At 68.6% G+C, this 14,744-nt stretch carries 12 protein-coding genes; 4 read left to right on the top strand and 8 right to left on the bottom strand.

Annotated features, from left to right (window positions below; all coding sequences use genetic code 11):
• Positions 1 to 44: 44 nt before the first annotated feature.
• The gene (locus ACZZZD_RS09990) at positions 45 to 713 is read left to right on the top strand and encodes a Crp/Fnr family transcriptional regulator (protein ID WP_463434719.1); all 669 of its coding nucleotides are present in this window, start codon (positions 45 to 47) and stop codon (positions 711 to 713) included.
• On the opposite strand, the gene glmS is transcribed toward ACZZZD_RS09990, so the two are convergent.
• On the bottom strand, positions 674 to 2,488 hold the full coding sequence (glmS, locus tag ACZZZD_RS09995; RefSeq protein WP_463434721.1) for a glutamine--fructose-6-phosphate transaminase (isomerizing): 1,815 nt from the start codon (positions 2,486 to 2,488) through the stop codon (positions 674 to 676). The two genes, ACZZZD_RS09990 and glmS, sit on opposite strands and share 40 nt — an antisense overlap.
• Before the next feature lie 164 nt (positions 2,489 to 2,652).
• Here glmS and glmM point away from each other — a divergent pair, with 164 nt between their 5' ends.
• Positions 2,653 to 4,002: a phosphoglucosamine mutase gene (gene glmM / locus ACZZZD_RS10000; RefSeq protein ID WP_463434722.1), complete on the top strand. Its 1,350-nt coding sequence runs from the start codon at positions 2,653 to 2,655 to the stop codon at positions 4,000 to 4,002.
• Positions 4,003 to 4,012: 10 nt separating this feature from the next.
• Here glmM and ACZZZD_RS10005 read toward each other — a convergent pair whose 3' ends face one another.
• Together ACZZZD_RS10005 and rph are read right to left on the bottom strand one after the other, a co-directional pair.
• Positions 4,013 to 4,471, bottom strand: coding sequence for a hypothetical protein (locus ACZZZD_RS10005; RefSeq protein ID WP_463434724.1), 459 nt, complete (start codon positions 4,469 to 4,471; stop codon positions 4,013 to 4,015).
• Between the two features lie 64 nt (positions 4,472 to 4,535).
• Positions 4,536 to 5,261: a ribonuclease PH gene (gene rph, locus ACZZZD_RS10010; RefSeq protein WP_463434726.1), complete on the bottom strand. Its 726-nt coding sequence runs from the start codon at positions 5,259 to 5,261 to the stop codon at positions 4,536 to 4,538.
• Positions 5,262 to 5,328: 67 nt separating this feature from the next.
• Here rph and hrcA point away from each other — a divergent pair, with 67 nt between their 5' ends.
• Together hrcA and grpE are read left to right on the top strand one after the other, a co-directional pair.
• Positions 5,329 to 6,423 carry a heat-inducible transcriptional repressor HrcA gene (gene hrcA / locus ACZZZD_RS10015; protein ID WP_463436112.1) on the top strand — a complete coding sequence of 365 codons (1,095 nt, stop codon included), beginning with the start codon at positions 5,329 to 5,331 and terminating at the stop codon, positions 6,421 to 6,423.
• The gene (gene grpE / locus ACZZZD_RS10020) at positions 6,420 to 7,061 is read left to right on the top strand and encodes a nucleotide exchange factor GrpE (RefSeq protein WP_463434728.1); all 642 of its coding nucleotides are present in this window, start codon (positions 6,420 to 6,422) and stop codon (positions 7,059 to 7,061) included. Before hrcA ends, grpE begins: the two co-directional genes overlap by 4 nt.
• 24 nt (positions 7,062 to 7,085) lie before the next feature.
• Here the strand turns inward: grpE and ACZZZD_RS10025 are convergent, their stop codons facing one another.
• The 5 genes from ACZZZD_RS10025 to rpe all read right to left on the bottom strand — a co-directional run bounded on the left by ACZZZD_RS10025 (position 7,086) and on the right by rpe (position 14,660).
• The gene (locus ACZZZD_RS10025; RefSeq protein WP_463434729.1) at positions 7,086 to 9,128 is read right to left on the bottom strand and encodes a S8 family peptidase; all 2,043 of its coding nucleotides are present in this window, start codon (positions 9,126 to 9,128) and stop codon (positions 7,086 to 7,088) included.
• Positions 9,129 to 9,407: 279 nt separating this feature from the next.
• A complete protein-coding gene (locus ACZZZD_RS10030; RefSeq protein WP_463434731.1) occupies positions 9,408 to 10,307 on the bottom strand; it encodes a dienelactone hydrolase family protein in 900 nt (299 codons plus the stop codon).
• Between the two features lie 164 nt (positions 10,308 to 10,471).
• Positions 10,472 to 12,076, bottom strand: a complete 1,605-nt coding sequence (purH, locus tag ACZZZD_RS10035) for a bifunctional phosphoribosylaminoimidazolecarboxamide formyltransferase/IMP cyclohydrolase (RefSeq protein WP_463434733.1) — start codon at positions 12,074 to 12,076, stop codon at positions 10,472 to 10,474.
• Between the two features lie 71 nt (positions 12,077 to 12,147).
• Positions 12,148 to 13,998 (bottom strand): heparinase II/III family protein, encoded by a 1,851-nt coding sequence (locus ACZZZD_RS10040; protein ID WP_463434735.1) that lies wholly within the window; start codon positions 13,996 to 13,998, stop codon positions 12,148 to 12,150.
• Positions 13,995 to 14,660 carry a ribulose-phosphate 3-epimerase gene (gene rpe / locus ACZZZD_RS10045; protein WP_463434737.1) on the bottom strand — a complete coding sequence of 222 codons (666 nt, stop codon included), beginning with the start codon at positions 14,658 to 14,660 and terminating at the stop codon, positions 13,995 to 13,997. Before rpe ends, ACZZZD_RS10040 begins: the two co-directional genes overlap by 4 nt.
• Positions 14,661 to 14,744: the final 84 nt, after the last annotated feature.

Raw genomic sequence — 14,744 nt, forward strand, 5'->3', positions numbered from 1 at the left:
CGCATGTTATCGCGCAGAACGCCGTTTGGCGGTCTACACGGCGCATGTCCAAGTCGAACCTCGCGCGGTCCCTGCTCTCCCTGCTGGCGGTACAGGGTCTGGACGACGGCGACGCCTTCAACGCGGCGCCCGGCGAACGCACCGCCCTGACGCGCGATGGTGAACCCCTGGTCACCTTCATTCTCGAAGGCGTGGCCGCGCGGCTTGGGTCGGACGAAACCCTGTCACACGGCCTGGCCTCCAGCGACGACCTGATCAACTTCGACGCCGTGCTGGGATGCGGTGAGAAAGAAGTCGCCCTGTGGCTGACGGCGGGACGGTTCCTGACCGTGCCAGCGCGGCGGCTGGCCCAGCGGATCGATCGCGACACCCTGGTTGAGGCGACCTTGACGGATCTGCGCCGCCGCAACGCCGCGCTTCGGGCCGAACTGGGTCGTCACGCGGCCCTCAAGGTCAGCCAGCGCCTGGCCGCCCTGATCCTTGACGTTCACGACCAGGGCGGCGGCGATACGGTGTCATTGCGTCAGAGCGACCTGGCCGACCTGATGGCGGTGCGGCGCGCCAGCGTCTCGACCGCCTGCACCGAACTGTGCGCGGCCGGTGCGCTGCGCCTGCGACGCGGCGCGATCCAGATCGCCGATGTCGAGGCCCTGCGCGAGATGGCGGCCGCGCCTCATTCCACCGTGACGGACTTGGCCAGGTTGCGGGGCTGATCCACGTCGGTGCCCTTCTGGACGGCGGTGTAATAGGACAGCAGCTGGACCGGCACCGCATAGACCAGGGGCGCGATCAGGGGATGACAGTCAGGCGCATGGATGCGGCGGATGCCGGCGCCGTGCGGGTCGGGGGCCTTTTCCGGCGCGATCATGATGACCGGACCTCCGCGCGCGGCGACCTCCTGCAGGTTGGAGGCCGTCTTCTCGAACACCTCGTCCAGCGGGGCCAGGGCGATGGTCGGGGTCTCTTCGTCGATCAGGGCGATGGGACCGTGCTTCAACTCGCCTGCGGCATAGCCTTCCGCATGGATATAGCTGATCTCCTTCAGCTTCAGCGCGCCTTCCATAGCCAGCGGGAACATGGCGCCTCTGCCTAGGAACAGGACGTCGTCGGCCTTGGCCAGGTCCTGAACGACGGCGCGGATGCTGTCGCCCATCGTCAGGGCCTCGGCGATCAAGCGGGGGCTTTCGAACAGGGCCTTGACCAGTTCGGCCTCTTGGGCCGCATCGATCCGGCCGCGCGCCACGCCCGCTGCGACGGCCAAGGCTAGGAGGGCCGCGACCTGGGCGGTGAAGGCCTTGGTCGAGGCGACGCCGATTTCAGGGCCGGCGTGGGTGGGCCACAGCACGGCCGCTTCGCGCGCCATGGACGACGAATGGACGTTGACGACGGCGGCGGTGTGTAACCCTTGCGCCTTGCACCAGGTCAGGCTGGCCAGGGTATCGGCGGTCTCGCCCGACTGGCTGACAGCGACCGCCAGGGTCTTTTGCATCACCGCCGGCGAGCGGTAGCGGAATTCGGAGGCGATCTCGACGTCGCAGGGCAGGCCGGCCAGCCTCTCGAACGCGTAGCGACCGATCTGGCCCGCGTAGAAGGCGGTGCCGCAGGCGACGATCTGGATGCGGTCTATGGCGGCGAAATCGACGGTGTTCGTCTTCGCCTTGCCGGTCACCAGATCGAGATATTCCGACAGAGTGTGCTGGACGCTGTCGGGCTGTTCATGGATCTCCTTTTCCATGAAGTGGCGATATTCGCCCTTCTCGACCATGGCCGAGGAGGCCGAGACTTGGACCACCGCCCGATCGACCGGCTTGCCGTTCACGTCGAACATCTGGGCGCTGGCCTTGGTCACGGCGACGTAATCACCCTCTTCCAGATAGGAAATCTTCTGTGTGAACGGACCGACCGCGAGCGCGTCGGAGCCCAGATACATCTCGTCCTCGCCCCAGCCGACCACCAGCGGGCTGCCGCGCCGGGCGCCCAGGATCAGATCGTCTGTCCCATCGATCAGCACCGCCAGAGCATAGGCGCCGGTCAGGCGATCCAGGGTGATCTTGAACGCCTCCAGCGGACTGCGGCCGGTGTTCAGTTCGGCGTCCAGCAGATGGGCGATAACCTCGGTGTCGGTCTGGCTTTCGAAGACATGACCCTCGGCGGCCAACTCGGCCTTCAGTTCGGCAAAATTCTCGATGATGCCGTTGTGGACCAGGGTGACGCGCCCAGCCTTGTGCGGGTGGGCGTTGGCCGTCGTCGGCGCGCCGTGCGTGGCCCAGCGGGTATGGCCGATCCCGACCGTCGCCGTCATCGGCTGTTCGGCCAGAACGGCCTCAAGATTGCGGATCTTGCCCTGGGCGCGGCGACGTTCGACCGCGCCGTCAACCACGGCGGCGACGCCGGCCGAGTCATAGCCGCGGTACTCCAGCCGTTTCAGGCTGCCGATCAGCCGGGGAACGACAGGTCCGTTGCCGGTGATGCCGATGATGCCGCACATGGCAGAGACTCCGCAGAATGGTGGTGAATATGTACGCCGCTTTGCACTGGCGGCGATCCGGGGCTAAGCCACACATCAAGCCCCACCGGCCGTCTATGCAATCTTAAGGCGGGCCGCATCAAAAAAGGGGTTTCGGAACGTTACCCGAAACAAAGGACCAGGCCTTGGGCGACAGAAAATACTTCGGCACCGACGGGATTCGCGGGCGCGCCAACACCTATCCGATGACGGCCGAGGTCGCGCTGCGTGTGGGTCTGGCCGCCGGGAAACTGTTCCGCACCGACGACGACCGCCGCCATCTGGTGGTGATCGGCAAGGACACCCGCCTGTCCGGCTATACGATCGAGCCGGCCCTGGTGGCCGGGTTTGCGTCGGTGGGCATGGACGTGCGCACCTTCGGCCCCGTCCCCACGCCGGGCGTGGCCATGCTGACGCGGTCGATGCGCGCCGACCTGGGCGTGATGATCTCGGCCTCGCACAACGACTATGCCGACAACGGGATCAAGCTGTTCGGACCGGACGGCTACAAGCTGTCGGACGAGATCGAGCTGAAGATCGAGGCCATGATGGACCAGGGCCTGGACCAAGGCCTGGCGCCGTCCAACAAGCTGGGTCGGGTCAAGCGGATCGACGACGCCCAGGCCCGCTATATCGAGATCGCCAAACAGGCCTTCCCCAAGCGGCTGACGCTGCAAGGCCTGCGCATCGCCGTCGATTGCGCCAACGGCGCCGGCTACAAGGTCGCGCCCACCACCCTGTTCGAGCTGGGGGCCGAGGTCTTCCCGGTCGGCGTGACCCCGAACGGGACCAATATCAATGCCGAGTGCGGATCGACCCATCCGGCGACGTTAGCCGATGCCGTCAAACGCTACCGCGCCGACATCGGCATCGCCCTGGACGGCGACGCCGACCGGCTGATCATCTGCGACGAGACGGGGCGGGTGGTGGACGGCGATCAGATCATGGCCCTGGTCGGGCTGGACTGGGCCAGGCGCGGCATCTTGACCGGCGGCGGCGTGGTCGCCACCGTCATGTCCAACCTGGGCCTGGAGCGCCGGCTGACCGCCGAGGGCCTGACGCTGGAGCGGACCAAGGTCGGCGACCGCTACGTCATGGAGCGGATGCGCGAGGGCGGCTTCAACATCGGCGGCGAACAGTCGGGCCACATCATCCTGCACGACCACGCCACGACCGGCGACGGCCTGATGGCGGCGCTGCAGGTGCTGGCGGTCCTGGTCGAATCCGGCAAGCCGATGAGCGAACTGGCCCGCCAGTTCGATCCGGTGCCGCAAAAGCTAGAGAACGTCCGCTTCACCGCCGAAAAGCCGCTGGAGACCACTGCGGTCAAGGCCGCCATCGCCGACGCCGAGGCCGCGCTGAGCGGTCAGGGGCGCCTGCTGGTGCGGCCGTCGGGCACGGAAAAGCTGATCCGCGTCATGGCCGAAGGCGACGACGACGCGCTGGTCAAGCGGGTGGTGGCCGATGTCGCCGGCGCGGTGCGCGCCGCCGGCTGAGGATCGGCCCTCAGGGCTTGCACGCCGCCGGCGGATCGCCGTCGCGTTCCCACAGCTTGCAGGACCGGTCGATCTCGCCCTGGATCAGGTCGCAAGGGTTGGCGGCGTTGCAGGGCGGGCGCGTCGCCGGGCTGACCTGGATGCAGCGCTCGACGAGCCGGGCCGAGGCGGCGGCCCCGATGGCTTCGCGACACGGAACTTCGCTGACCGGAACCGGCTGAGGCGCCATGTCCGGCCCCTCGGGGATGCTGGCCTGGGGCTCCTCGGCGGGCTTGGCCGGCGCCTTAGCCGGAGCATCCGCCTTGGCAGGCGAAGCGACCGGCGTGGTTTCCGGCTGTAGAGGAACCGCATCGATCACGTCGGGGTTCGACGCCGAATCGCTGGACGCGGGCGCTCCGGGGCCAGAGGGCTGACATCCGGCCATCAGCACGGCGCAGGCGGCCAGCGAAAGCCATTGGGATCGACGCATCGACTTGTCTCCGATCAGGACCAACCCGGCGAGGATGCCCGCCGGCGACCCGAGGCGAAACCCCCTATCGCTTCACCGCCGCCAGCGCCGCCTTCTGCAGGGCGAACAGTTCGGTGCAGCCGACCTCGGCCAGCGAAAACAGCCGGTCGAACTCGGCGCGCGAGAAGCCGCGTTTCTCGCCGGTAGCCTGGACCTCGACGATCTGGCCAGAGCCGGTCAGGACGAAATTCGAATCCGCTTCGGCTTCTGAGTCCTCTTCGTAATCCAGATCCAGCACCGGCACGCCGTTGCAGATGCCGCACGACACGGCCGCCACCTGGTCCAGGATCGGGTCAGCCTTCAGCACGCCCTCGTCGCGCAGATAGTTCAGGGCCGAGGCCATGGCGACCCAGGCGCCGGTGATCGAGGCCGTGCGCGTGCCGCCGTCGGCCTGGATCACGTCGCAGTCCAGCACGACCTGACGCTCGCCCAGGGCCTTCAGATCGACGACGGCGCGCAAGCTACGGCCGATCAGCCGCTGGATCTCCTGCGTCCGGCCCGACTGTTTGCCCGCCGCAGCCTCGCGGCGGCCGCGGGTGTGGGTGGCGCGGGGCAGCATGCCGTATTCGGCCGTGACCCAGCCCTGGCCCTTGCCGCGCATCCAGCCGGGAATGCTCTCCTCGACCGAAGCCGTCACCAGAACCTTGGTGTTGCCGAAGGTGATCAGGCACGAGCCCTCGGCATAGCGGTTGACGCCGGTCTCGATGGTCACGGGACGCAGTTGGTCGTCGGTGCGTTGCGAATGGCGCATTGAGAGCACTCCTTGGAAGTCTGGCCTTGGAAGCCGTGGCGGCGGTGCTTATCCTGAAACCGTGAGCCTGTATGCCCCCAAAACCCCGCCGTTCGATGGCGTCCAGTCCCTTGCAGGATTGGCGGGGCTGGACGCTCGCGCCCGCGACATCTTCCGCCGCATCGTCGAGAGCTATCTGGAGACAGGCGAGCCGGTCGGGTCGCGCACCCTGTCGCTGGGGGGCATCGCCCTGTCGCCGGCCTCGATCCGCAACACCATGCAGGACCTGACCTTGGCGGGTCTGCTGGCCGCGCCCCACACCTCGGCAGGGCGTATCCCCACCCACGCAGGCCTGCGGCTGTTCGTCGATGGCCTGCTGGAAGTTGGCGACCTGACGAAGGAGGAGCGGCGCGAGATCGACGGGCGGCTGGCCGGGCGGGGCCGGAACTTCGAATCCGCTCTGGACGAGGCGTCCAACCTCTTGTCCGGCCTGGCGGGCGGCGCAGGGGTGGTGTCCAGTCCGGTGCGCGATTCCGGCGTCAAACACGTCGAGTTCGTGGCTCTGGGCGGGGATCAGGCCCTGGCCGTCATCGTCGCCGACGACGGCACGGTCGAGAACCGGATCATGACCCTGTCGGCGGGGGTCACGCCCTCGACCCTGGTCGAGGCCTCCAACTTCCTCAACGCGCGCCTACGCGGCCGCCCCTTCGCCGACGCCAAGCGCGAGATGACCCACGAGCTGGAGATCGCTCGGCGCGAACTGGATCAGACCGCCGCCCGCCTGGTCGAGGACGGGTTCGCCGCCTGGTCGGGCGGACCCGACCGCGAGCGCGCCCTGATCGTGCGCGGCCGCGCCAACCTGCTTCAGGACACCGAAGGCCTGGCCGACCTGGAGCGGGTGCGCGTCCTGTTCGATGACCTGGAGCAGAAAGAACAGCTGATCGGCCTGTTGGACGGCGTCGATGCGGCCCAGGGCGTGCGCATTTTCATCGGCGCAGAAACACGGTTGTTTTCACTTTCGGGTTCCGCCGTGATCGCGGCGCCCTATATGAGCGGCCGACAACGGGTTCTGGGCGCCATCGGCGTCATAGGCCCCGCAAGACTGAACTACGCCCGTGTCATTCCGTTGGTGGACTATACCGCCCGAGTGCTGGGCCGGATGCTGGACGGGAACGACAAGTGAGCGACAAACCCCTTAATGACGACTTCGACGCCCTGGACGCGGCCGAGACCGACGCCGAACACGGCCTGGACGCCCATCCTTCTGAAACTCGGAGCGATGATCTGGCGCCGCTGGACGCCACCATCGCCGAACGCGACGAGTGGAAGGATCGCGCCCTGCGCGTCGCCGCCGAGATGGAGAATCTGAAGCGCCGTTCGGAGACGCAGCAGAACGACGCCCGCGCCTTCGCCATCCAGCGCTTCGCCAAGGACCTGCTGGGCGTGGCCGACAATCTGGAACGCGCCCTGATGGCCGCGCCCAAGGACGCCGAGGGCGCCACCGCCGGCCTGGTGACCGGCTTGGAACTGACCCAGAAGGCCCTGCTTCAGGCCTTCGATAGCAACGGCCTGAAGCGCGTCGCGCCGGAAGCCGGCGAGGCCTTCAATCCGCACCTGCACCAGGCGATGATGGAACAGCCGTCAGACACCGTGCCCGGCGGATCGGTGCTCCAGACCATGCAGTCCGGCTTCGAACTGTTCGGCCGCACCGTTCGGCCCGCCATGGTCGTGGTCGCGGCCAAGGGCTCTGGCGCGCAAGGCTCCAACCCCTATGGGGCCGCACAGGCGCCCGAAGGTCAGGCCTTCGACGGCAAGGCCTGATCCCGGTTCAGGAGGCGGCGTCGGTCAGAACTGACGCCGCCATGCTCCGATCAGGGCGAACTCCGGGGGCGCATCCGCCACATGGCGTGGCTCACGGCTGGCGACGGCCTGCAACGTCATGCTGGAGCCGTCCCACAACCGACGCTCACCACCCAGGATGAAATCGATCTGACGACCGCTGGGCGTCGCCGAGAAGCTTCGGCGCGAATAGGTCAGAGGATCGAAATATTCGACCGGCACATCGGCCAGCAGCGCCGAGAAGGTTCCGCTCTCGATCCGCAGCGGCTGCGACAGGGTGAAGCTGATCCGATCGCAGATCATCGAACAGCCGGTCAGCAGGCCCAGCCGCCAGTTCGAACTGATCGCCGCCTGATCCATCGACAAGAACCGCCCCTCGATCCGGGTCGATCCCATGCCCCCCTCGCCGATCAGGCGCAGACCGGGCGTCAGCGTCCAGTCCCCGCCAAGCGCATAGAAGGCGGTCCGTGACGGCAGGGCGAAATCCGACCCGCCGGGCAGGAAGGCGCCCAAGGGCCCAAGCCGTTCGTCCAGGGCGCCGACGCTGAACGATAGGCCGCCCTCGGCGCCCCGCCATCCGATCGCCGCCCGGCTATAGGTCGAGGCGTCCTGCTCGACCTGGCGCAGCGGCATTCGACGATCGCCGCCGCCGCTTTCGGCGGAAACGGTCACGGCGCCGAACCGCATCGCACCGCGAACCGCATGATCGGCCTGGGCCAGAGCCGCAAAACCGTCGCCCGCTGCGCCATCGAACGGTGAGGCCGCCCCGCCCTTGCCCTGCCAGACCGAGAAGTTCATCCGCCCGGTCTCCAGGTCCAGCATCGCCTCCTGGCGTGGCTCGTCACCCATCCACGGCGCATCATAGAGGTCGTGGCGCGGCGCGATCGGCTCGGGCGTCGGGCTGGGCTGGGCCGCGATCAGGTTCAGCCGCCCACCCCCGGGCAGGGCCAGGGTGGTGGTGGCGGTGGTGTTCTGCTCGAACGGCGCGGCCTGATAGGATCGGCTGGGCGCGGTCGGATAGGCTGCGCCCAGCTGGACCGCGAACATCCGGTCATAGGCGTCATACAACACCGTGTTCAGCGCGGTCTGGCGGTTGAAGGCGTCGCCGAAGGCCGCGCCGACGAAACTGCCCGGCTCGCTGATACTGACGATGTAGCCGCCGTCCGCCATTGGGGTGGAGGTCGCGCCGACCGGCCGGAAGGCGGCGGCCATGTCCAGCAGGCCGCGCCCATAAACGATGTCCGTGCCCGGATCTCCGGCGTCCCGCGCCGTATCGACCAGGATGGCCAGGGCCGCCCGCGCGGTGAGATTGGGGAAGGCGTCCATCAGCAGGGCCAAGGCGCCGGAGACATGTGGGGCCGAGAAGGATGTGCCGTTGATCCGGTAACATTGCGTCCCATCGCAGCCGGTTATGACGTCCTCGCCGGGCCCGGAGATGTAGGCCGCGGCCGTGTCGCCGGCCCGGTTTGAAAAGTCCGACATCAGGTTGTTCGCGCCATGCGAGCCCACGGCGATCACCCCGCCGGCGAAACGCGGATCGATGGCGTAGCGGGCGGGCCAGCCGGGATTGGCCTCGCTGTCATTGCCGGACGACGCCACGATCACGGCGCCGGCGTTGACCGCACGTAGCAAGGCGGCCTCGAAGCCCGACCCCAGCCTGCCGTCGCCGCCCAGCGACATGTTGATGATCTTGACCCCATGCGTCACCGCATAGTCGAGCGCACGCACCAGATCCGAGCTGGAGAAGCAGATGTCGTCGTCTTCGTCCTCGCAGTCGGAAATGTCGGCGCGGATCGACAGGATCGTCGATTCATAGGCCACCCCGATGGTGCCCAGTCCGTTGAAGTTCGAGGCGATCACGCCCGAGACCAGGGTGCCGTGGCTGTCGTTCGCGACATAGGGCGTGTTGCGCGATCCGACCACGTCCGTCGACGCGCTGGATATCCGCCCGACCAGATCGGCCTGGCTATTGCTGACCCCGGAATCGACGACGGCGACGGTAACGCCTGCCCCGGTCGCACCCGCCCGCCAGCCGACCTCAGCCTTCATATTGGCCAGGCCATAGTTCCGCAGATACTCGCTCGATGTCACCGAGGGAGGCGGAGGCGGAGGCGGAGGGGGCGGAGGCGGAGGGGGAGGGGGCGGAGGGGGCGGGACAGGAGGCGTGATCGCGCCGCCCCCGCCGCCGCCTCCCCCGCCGCCGCAACCGGCCAGCGGCAGAAACAGCAGACCCAGACCCAGGACGATCGCCCCGCGACGCCGCAATCCGTTCACGCCAAACCCTCCAAAACCCAGGCCGCCCTCCGCAGCCTTCACATCAGTAACGCCCTAATTCTTTAACGCTTTATCGAAGGTCGCCAGCAGTTTGGACCAACCGTCCCTGGCGTCGCTCTCGGAATAGCTGGCGCGATAGTCGGCGTGGAAACCGTGCTGGGCGTCGGGATAGAGGACGATCTCGCTGCCGGTCTGGCCGGCGCGGGCCAAGGCCTCCCGCATCCGCTCGACGCTGGCCAGCGGAATGCCCTGGTCCTTGCCGCCATACAGGCCCAGCACTGGCGCCTTGAGATCTGCGGCCAGATCGACCGGCCAGGGCTGGCCAGACGAGACCTGCACCGGCGTGGCATCGGCGGCGGGGGCCAGACGGCCATACCAGGCCACGCCCGCGCCGATGGCGGCGAAACGCGCCGCCGCCTGCCACACCACCTTGCCGCCCCAGCAGTAGCCGGTGATCCCGACCTTGCCGTCCTTGGCCCACGCCTGCTGGCTGGTCCATTCCAGCGTCGCCGACAGGTCGCCCATCACCTGCTCATAGTTGGCCGCCCCGACGATCTGCATGATCCGCTGCATGTCCGACAGCGGCGCGGGATCCTCGACACGATTGAAGAAGGCGGGCGCGATGGCGGCATAGCCCTGCTTGGCCAGGCGGCGGCAGATGTCGCGGATGTATTCATGGACGCCGAAAATCTCGGACACCACGACGACAACCGGGAAGGGCCCCTCGCCCGCGGGCCGCGCCACATAGGCCGGAAGCTGGAATCCGTCCGGCGCGGCATAGGTCACGGTCTCCGTGGCCAAACCCGCGTCGTCGGTCGTGATCGGCTTGGCCTCCTTCGCCAGGGCCGCGGCGGCATAGCCGGAGAACAGCAACCCCCCGAGCGCCCCCAGGCTTCGCCGGCTCAGCTTGAGATCGTCGGCGGTCTGGCCTTCGGGACGGATCAGGACGGTCATGGGACGCTCCAACGCGGGAAGCGGTCAGAGCATCACGCCCGGCGCCGAGCGTCCAGTCACGTTAAGGCGCGCTGTTGAAGTCTCGACGACCTCCACAAACGAGAAGAAGGGCGCTCAAGCAGCGAGCGACCGCGTCGCGAGCGGTAGCGCCCTTCCTTCCAAGATTAATGCCTGAAGACCCGCACGCCGGTGAAGGCCATGGCGATGCCCTTCTCGTCGGCGGCGGCGATGACCTCGGCATCGCGCATCGAGCCGCCCGGCTGGATCACCGCCGTTGCGCCGGCCGCAACCGCTTCCAACAGGCCGTCGGCGAAGGGGAAGAAGGCTTCCGAGGCGCAGGCCGAACCCTCGGCCAGGGAATGGGCCAGGCCTTTCGCCTCACCGGCCTCCTTGGCGCGGATGGCGGCGATGCGGGCGCTGTCGCGGCGGTTCATCTGGCCGGCGCCGATGCCGGCCGTCTGGCCGTCCTTGGCGTAGACGATGGCATTGGACTTGACGTGTTTGGCCACGGTGAAGGCGAACAGCATGTCCTGGATCTCGGTCGGCGTCGGCTGGCGCTTGGTCACGATCTTCAGGTCTTCCGGCTTGATCAACGACCGATCGCGCGACTGCACCAGGAAGCCGCCGGCGACCGAGCGGAACACCTCGCCCACGCCGTGCGGATCGGGCAGGCCGTCGGTGATCAGCAGGCGCAGGTTCTTCTTGGCGGCGAAGACGGCCTTGGCCTCGTCGTCCGCGCCGGGGGCGATGACGACTTCGGTGAAGATGCCGGTGATGGCGCGGGCGTCGTCACCGTTCAGTGGGCGGTTGACCGCAATCACCCCGCCGAAGGCCGAGACGGCGTCGCATTCCAACGCGCGGGCGTAGGCTTCGGACAGGTCCTTGCCGACCGCCACACCGCAGGGGTTGGCGTGTTTGACGATGACGACGGCCGGGGCCTCGAACTCGGCGACCAGCTCATAGGCGGCGTCGGCGTCGGCGATATTGTTGTAGCCCAGCTCCTTGCCCTGGACCTGGGTCGCATAGGCGACGCCCGGACGGCGCTCGCCGGTGCGATAGAAGGCGCCGGTCTGATGCGGGTTTTCGCCATAGCGCAGGGTCTGGGCCAGGGAACCGGCGATCGACTTGCGGGCCGGGGCGACGTCCTCGACTTGGCTCGCGAACCAGCCGGAGACGGCGGCGTCATAAGTGGCGGTGCGGGCGAAGGCGCGGGCGGCCAGGCGTTTGCGCAGCGCCAGATCGGTCGAGCCCTCAGCCTTCAGCGCCTCAAGGATCAGGCCGATGGACGGGCCGTCCACGGCGACGGCGACATAGCCGTGGTTCTTGGAGCCCGAACGGATCATGGCCGGGCCGCCGATGTCGATATTCTCGACCGCGGCCTCAAAGGAGCCGCCTGCCGCGACGGTGGATTCGAATGGATAGAGGTCGATCCAGACGATATCGATGGGCCCGATGCCGTGGTCGGTCATGGCCTTGGCATGGTCGGCCGCGTGGCGCACGCCCAGCAGGCCGCCGTGAACAATGGGGTGCAGGGTCTTGACCCGGCCGTCCATCATCTCGGGGAAGCCGGTCAGGTCCGCCACATCCTTGACCGGCAAGCCCAGCTTCTCGATCGCTGCGCGGGTGCCGCCGGTCGAGACCAGTTCGACGCCCAGGTCATGCAGGGTGCGAGCCGCATCTTCCAGCCCCGCCTTGTCGGATAGGGAAATCAGGGCGCGTTGCGGCTTCACATGATCTGGCGCAGGCGGAAAGTCGGGAGCGGCGGGCATGAGGCGGCGTCCGTGAAGGCTGGGGGAGGATGGCGCGCCCTCTAGACCCAAACCGGCGTCACGTCACCCTTCTACGTCGGTTCGCCGCTCGCGCCCGCCGGACTCAGCTTCCAGCGGATCTTGCTTTCGCTGTCGGTGCGGGCCGAGCCGCGCACCACAATCTGCAAGCTGCGGCGCGTCAGGCCGGCGTCGATGTGGACGCTGGGTTCGATGGCGACGTCGGGACCGTCGGTCCTGAACCACCAGCCCCGGCCCGAGGCGCCGCGCAGCAGGATGGAGCGGCGGTCGCGCGCCAGCGAGGCCTGCACCCCCGGCTCCAGATGGAAACGGATGGCGTAGGGGGCCGCGATCTGGCGCACCATCTCCTTGCGGCCCGGCGTCGGGAACAGCTTCTCCTCGGCCCGCAGCTCGTCCAGCCGCTGATCCAGATACAGCCGCCGCTGATGGTTCAGGCCGAACAGCTCGTTCCAGCCGTCGTGCTCCATCTCCAGCCAGACGGCGCCGTCGCCGTCGCGCAGGTCCGTCGTCACATGGATCGGCGGCCCGACCAGGCGCGGGCCCAGCAGGTCACCCTTCCAGCCGCCCAGCGGCTCGTTCAGCGACCGCTCGCCCAGGGTCAGGGTCGAATGGGCGGGTGTCAGCCGCAAGGCCTGACGATCCGTCGAGGCCGGGGTCCAGCCCGAGCCGGTCACCAGCCGGTCCTTGCCGCAGGCGATCTCCAGCGCCATCGGCTGGGCGCAGGAGGCCGCGCCCCAAGCCCCACGCGCCGGCGGTGCGGCGTCCGCCATGATGGTCAGCAGCGGGCTGGCGATGCGCGTCAGGCCGGCGACCGCGCCGGTGGGCGAATGGGCGGAATCGCCCTTGGCCGGGGCGGCCTCATCGTCATGGGCGCGGGCCGCAGCGACCCGTTCGGCGCTGGAGGGTCCGCCGCCCTGGAAACTGGCTAGGCGACCGTCAGGCAGGGTCAGCAGGCGCAAGCCCTGCGTCAATCGGGCGATGGCGGCCGAAACGCCGTCTGGCGTCGGCTCGGACAGTTGCGACAGGGCGTCGTCCAGCGTCAGCAGGTCGAGCAGAAGCTCCAGCCCCGCCTCGGGACTGCGCGAGGCATGACCGCCGTCGTTCTGGACCGTGGTCTTCAGGGCGCCGTCCAGCCGCGACAGGGCGCGACGACGCAAGGCCTGTCCCGGCGCCCCGGCCAGGACGCATCCGCCGATGGCCGCCGCCGTCAGCCGTTCGGCCCGGCTGGCCAGACCGCCGGGGGGACGCAGCAGCTGACGCGTCTGGCGCGCCAGGCTGTCGGCCAGTCTCAGCCGTTCGGCCTCGGTCGCGACAGCGCCCATCCGCCGCGCGCCGCATGCCAGATTGACCACCCGTCGGGCCAGGATTTCCGGTCCCCAGGCGAAGGGCGACCACCGCGCGAAGGCGTCGGCCCAGGCCAGGGTGAGACGCAGCGCCTCACGGGCGCCCCGATCCCCCTGGGCCATCAATCCCGGCAGCCAGGCGAAGGCGTGAAGCTCGACCGCGAACGGCCGCGAGGGGCTGGGCCGATTCCACGGATCGGACGGCGGTTCGACTTCCATCGAAGCCCCCGCCAGCATGAAGCGTCCGGCCAGGACATTGCGGCCCGGCGCCGGATCATGGGGGCGGAAGTCACGCGGCGTGGCGGCGAAGGCCGTCACCTTGCCGCCCCCCAGCGGCGATCCCAGCGTCAGTCCATAGCCGGGCAGGCCATAAAGCTCGATCCACAGCTGTCGCGTCGCCAGCCGTCCGGCGATGGCGGGCCACAGGCCCGGCCCCGCGATCGTGTCGCCCGAGCGCACCGGGGTGCGCACAGGCGCGCCGGGCAGGCCGGGAATCTGGCCCGAGGCGACGTCCAGCGTCGTTTCCTGCCCGCGCGGGGCGAAGGGGCCGAGCGGGCTCACGATACGGCCGGAGCAGCTTTCAGGGCAGCGATATTGGTCGCGTAGTCGCCCTTGAACACAAACGACCCGGCGACCAGCGCATCGGCGCCGGCGGCGACGCAGGCGCCTGCGTTGGCCGAGGTCACGCCGCCGTCCACCTGCAGGTGCGCCGATGAGCCGGCCCGGTCCAGAATGGCCCGCGCGCCGGCGATCTTGCGCAGCGAACTGTCGATGAACTTCTGGCCGCCGAAGCCCGGATTGACCGACATGATCAGCACCAGATCGACCAGATCGACGACCTCTTCCAGGATCGACAGCGGCGTCGCCGGATTGAATACGACGCCCGCCTTGGCGCCTAGCTGCCGGATACGGCCCAAGGTGCGGTGCAGGTGCGGCCCGCTTTCCGGGTGGACGGTCAGGACGTCGGCGCCCGCCTCTCGGAACGCCTCCAGCCACGGATCGACCGGCGCGACCATCAGGTGCACGTCGAACGGCAGGCTCGTATGCGGCCGGATCGCCTTCACGATGTCGGGGCCCAGGGTGATGTTCGGCACGAAATGCCCATCCATCACATCGACGTGGATCCAGTCGGCGCCCGCCGCCTCCAGCGTGCGAACTTCTTCACCCAGCCGCGCAAAATCGCTGGCGAGGATCGACGGACAGATCAGAGGGGTGACGGCCATGGCCTTCCGGATAAGGCGCGGCGCCGACGGGAGCAACCGGCTTGGCGAGGAAGCCCCGACATGTTCTACTCTTGTTCACGCCAA

The sequence above is a fragment of the Brevundimonas sp. AC546 genome, from assembly GCF_979258305.1.

Bases quoted from the DNA above. Each gene is read 5' to 3' on its own strand.
- ACZZZD_RS09990 (WP_463434719.1), top strand. From the start codon at position 45: ATGTCCAAGTCGAACCTCGCGCGGTCCCTGCTCTCCCTGCTGGCGGTA.
- ACZZZD_RS10005 (WP_463434724.1), bottom strand. From the start codon at position 4,471: ATGCGTCGATCCCAATGGCTTTCGCTGGCCGCCTGCGCCGTGCTGATG.
- rph (WP_463434726.1), bottom strand. From the start codon at position 5,261: ATGCGCCATTCGCAACGCACCGACGACCAACTGCGTCCCGTGACCATC.
- ACZZZD_RS10025 (WP_463434729.1), bottom strand. From the start codon at position 9,128: ATGAAGGCTGAGGTCGGCTGGCGGGCGGGTGCGACCGGGGCAGGCGTT.
- glmS (WP_463434721.1), bottom strand. From the start codon at position 2,488: ATGTGCGGCATCATCGGCATCACCGGCAACGGACCTGTCGTTCCCCGG.
- ACZZZD_RS10030 (WP_463434731.1), bottom strand. From the start codon at position 10,307: ATGACCGTCCTGATCCGTCCCGAAGGCCAGACCGCCGACGATCTCAAG.
- purH (WP_463434733.1), bottom strand. From the start codon at position 12,076: ATGCCCGCCGCTCCCGACTTTCCGCCTGCGCCAGATCATGTGAAGCCG.
- rpe (WP_463434737.1), bottom strand. From the start codon at position 14,660: ATGGCCGTCACCCCTCTGATCTGTCCGTCGATCCTCGCCAGCGATTTT.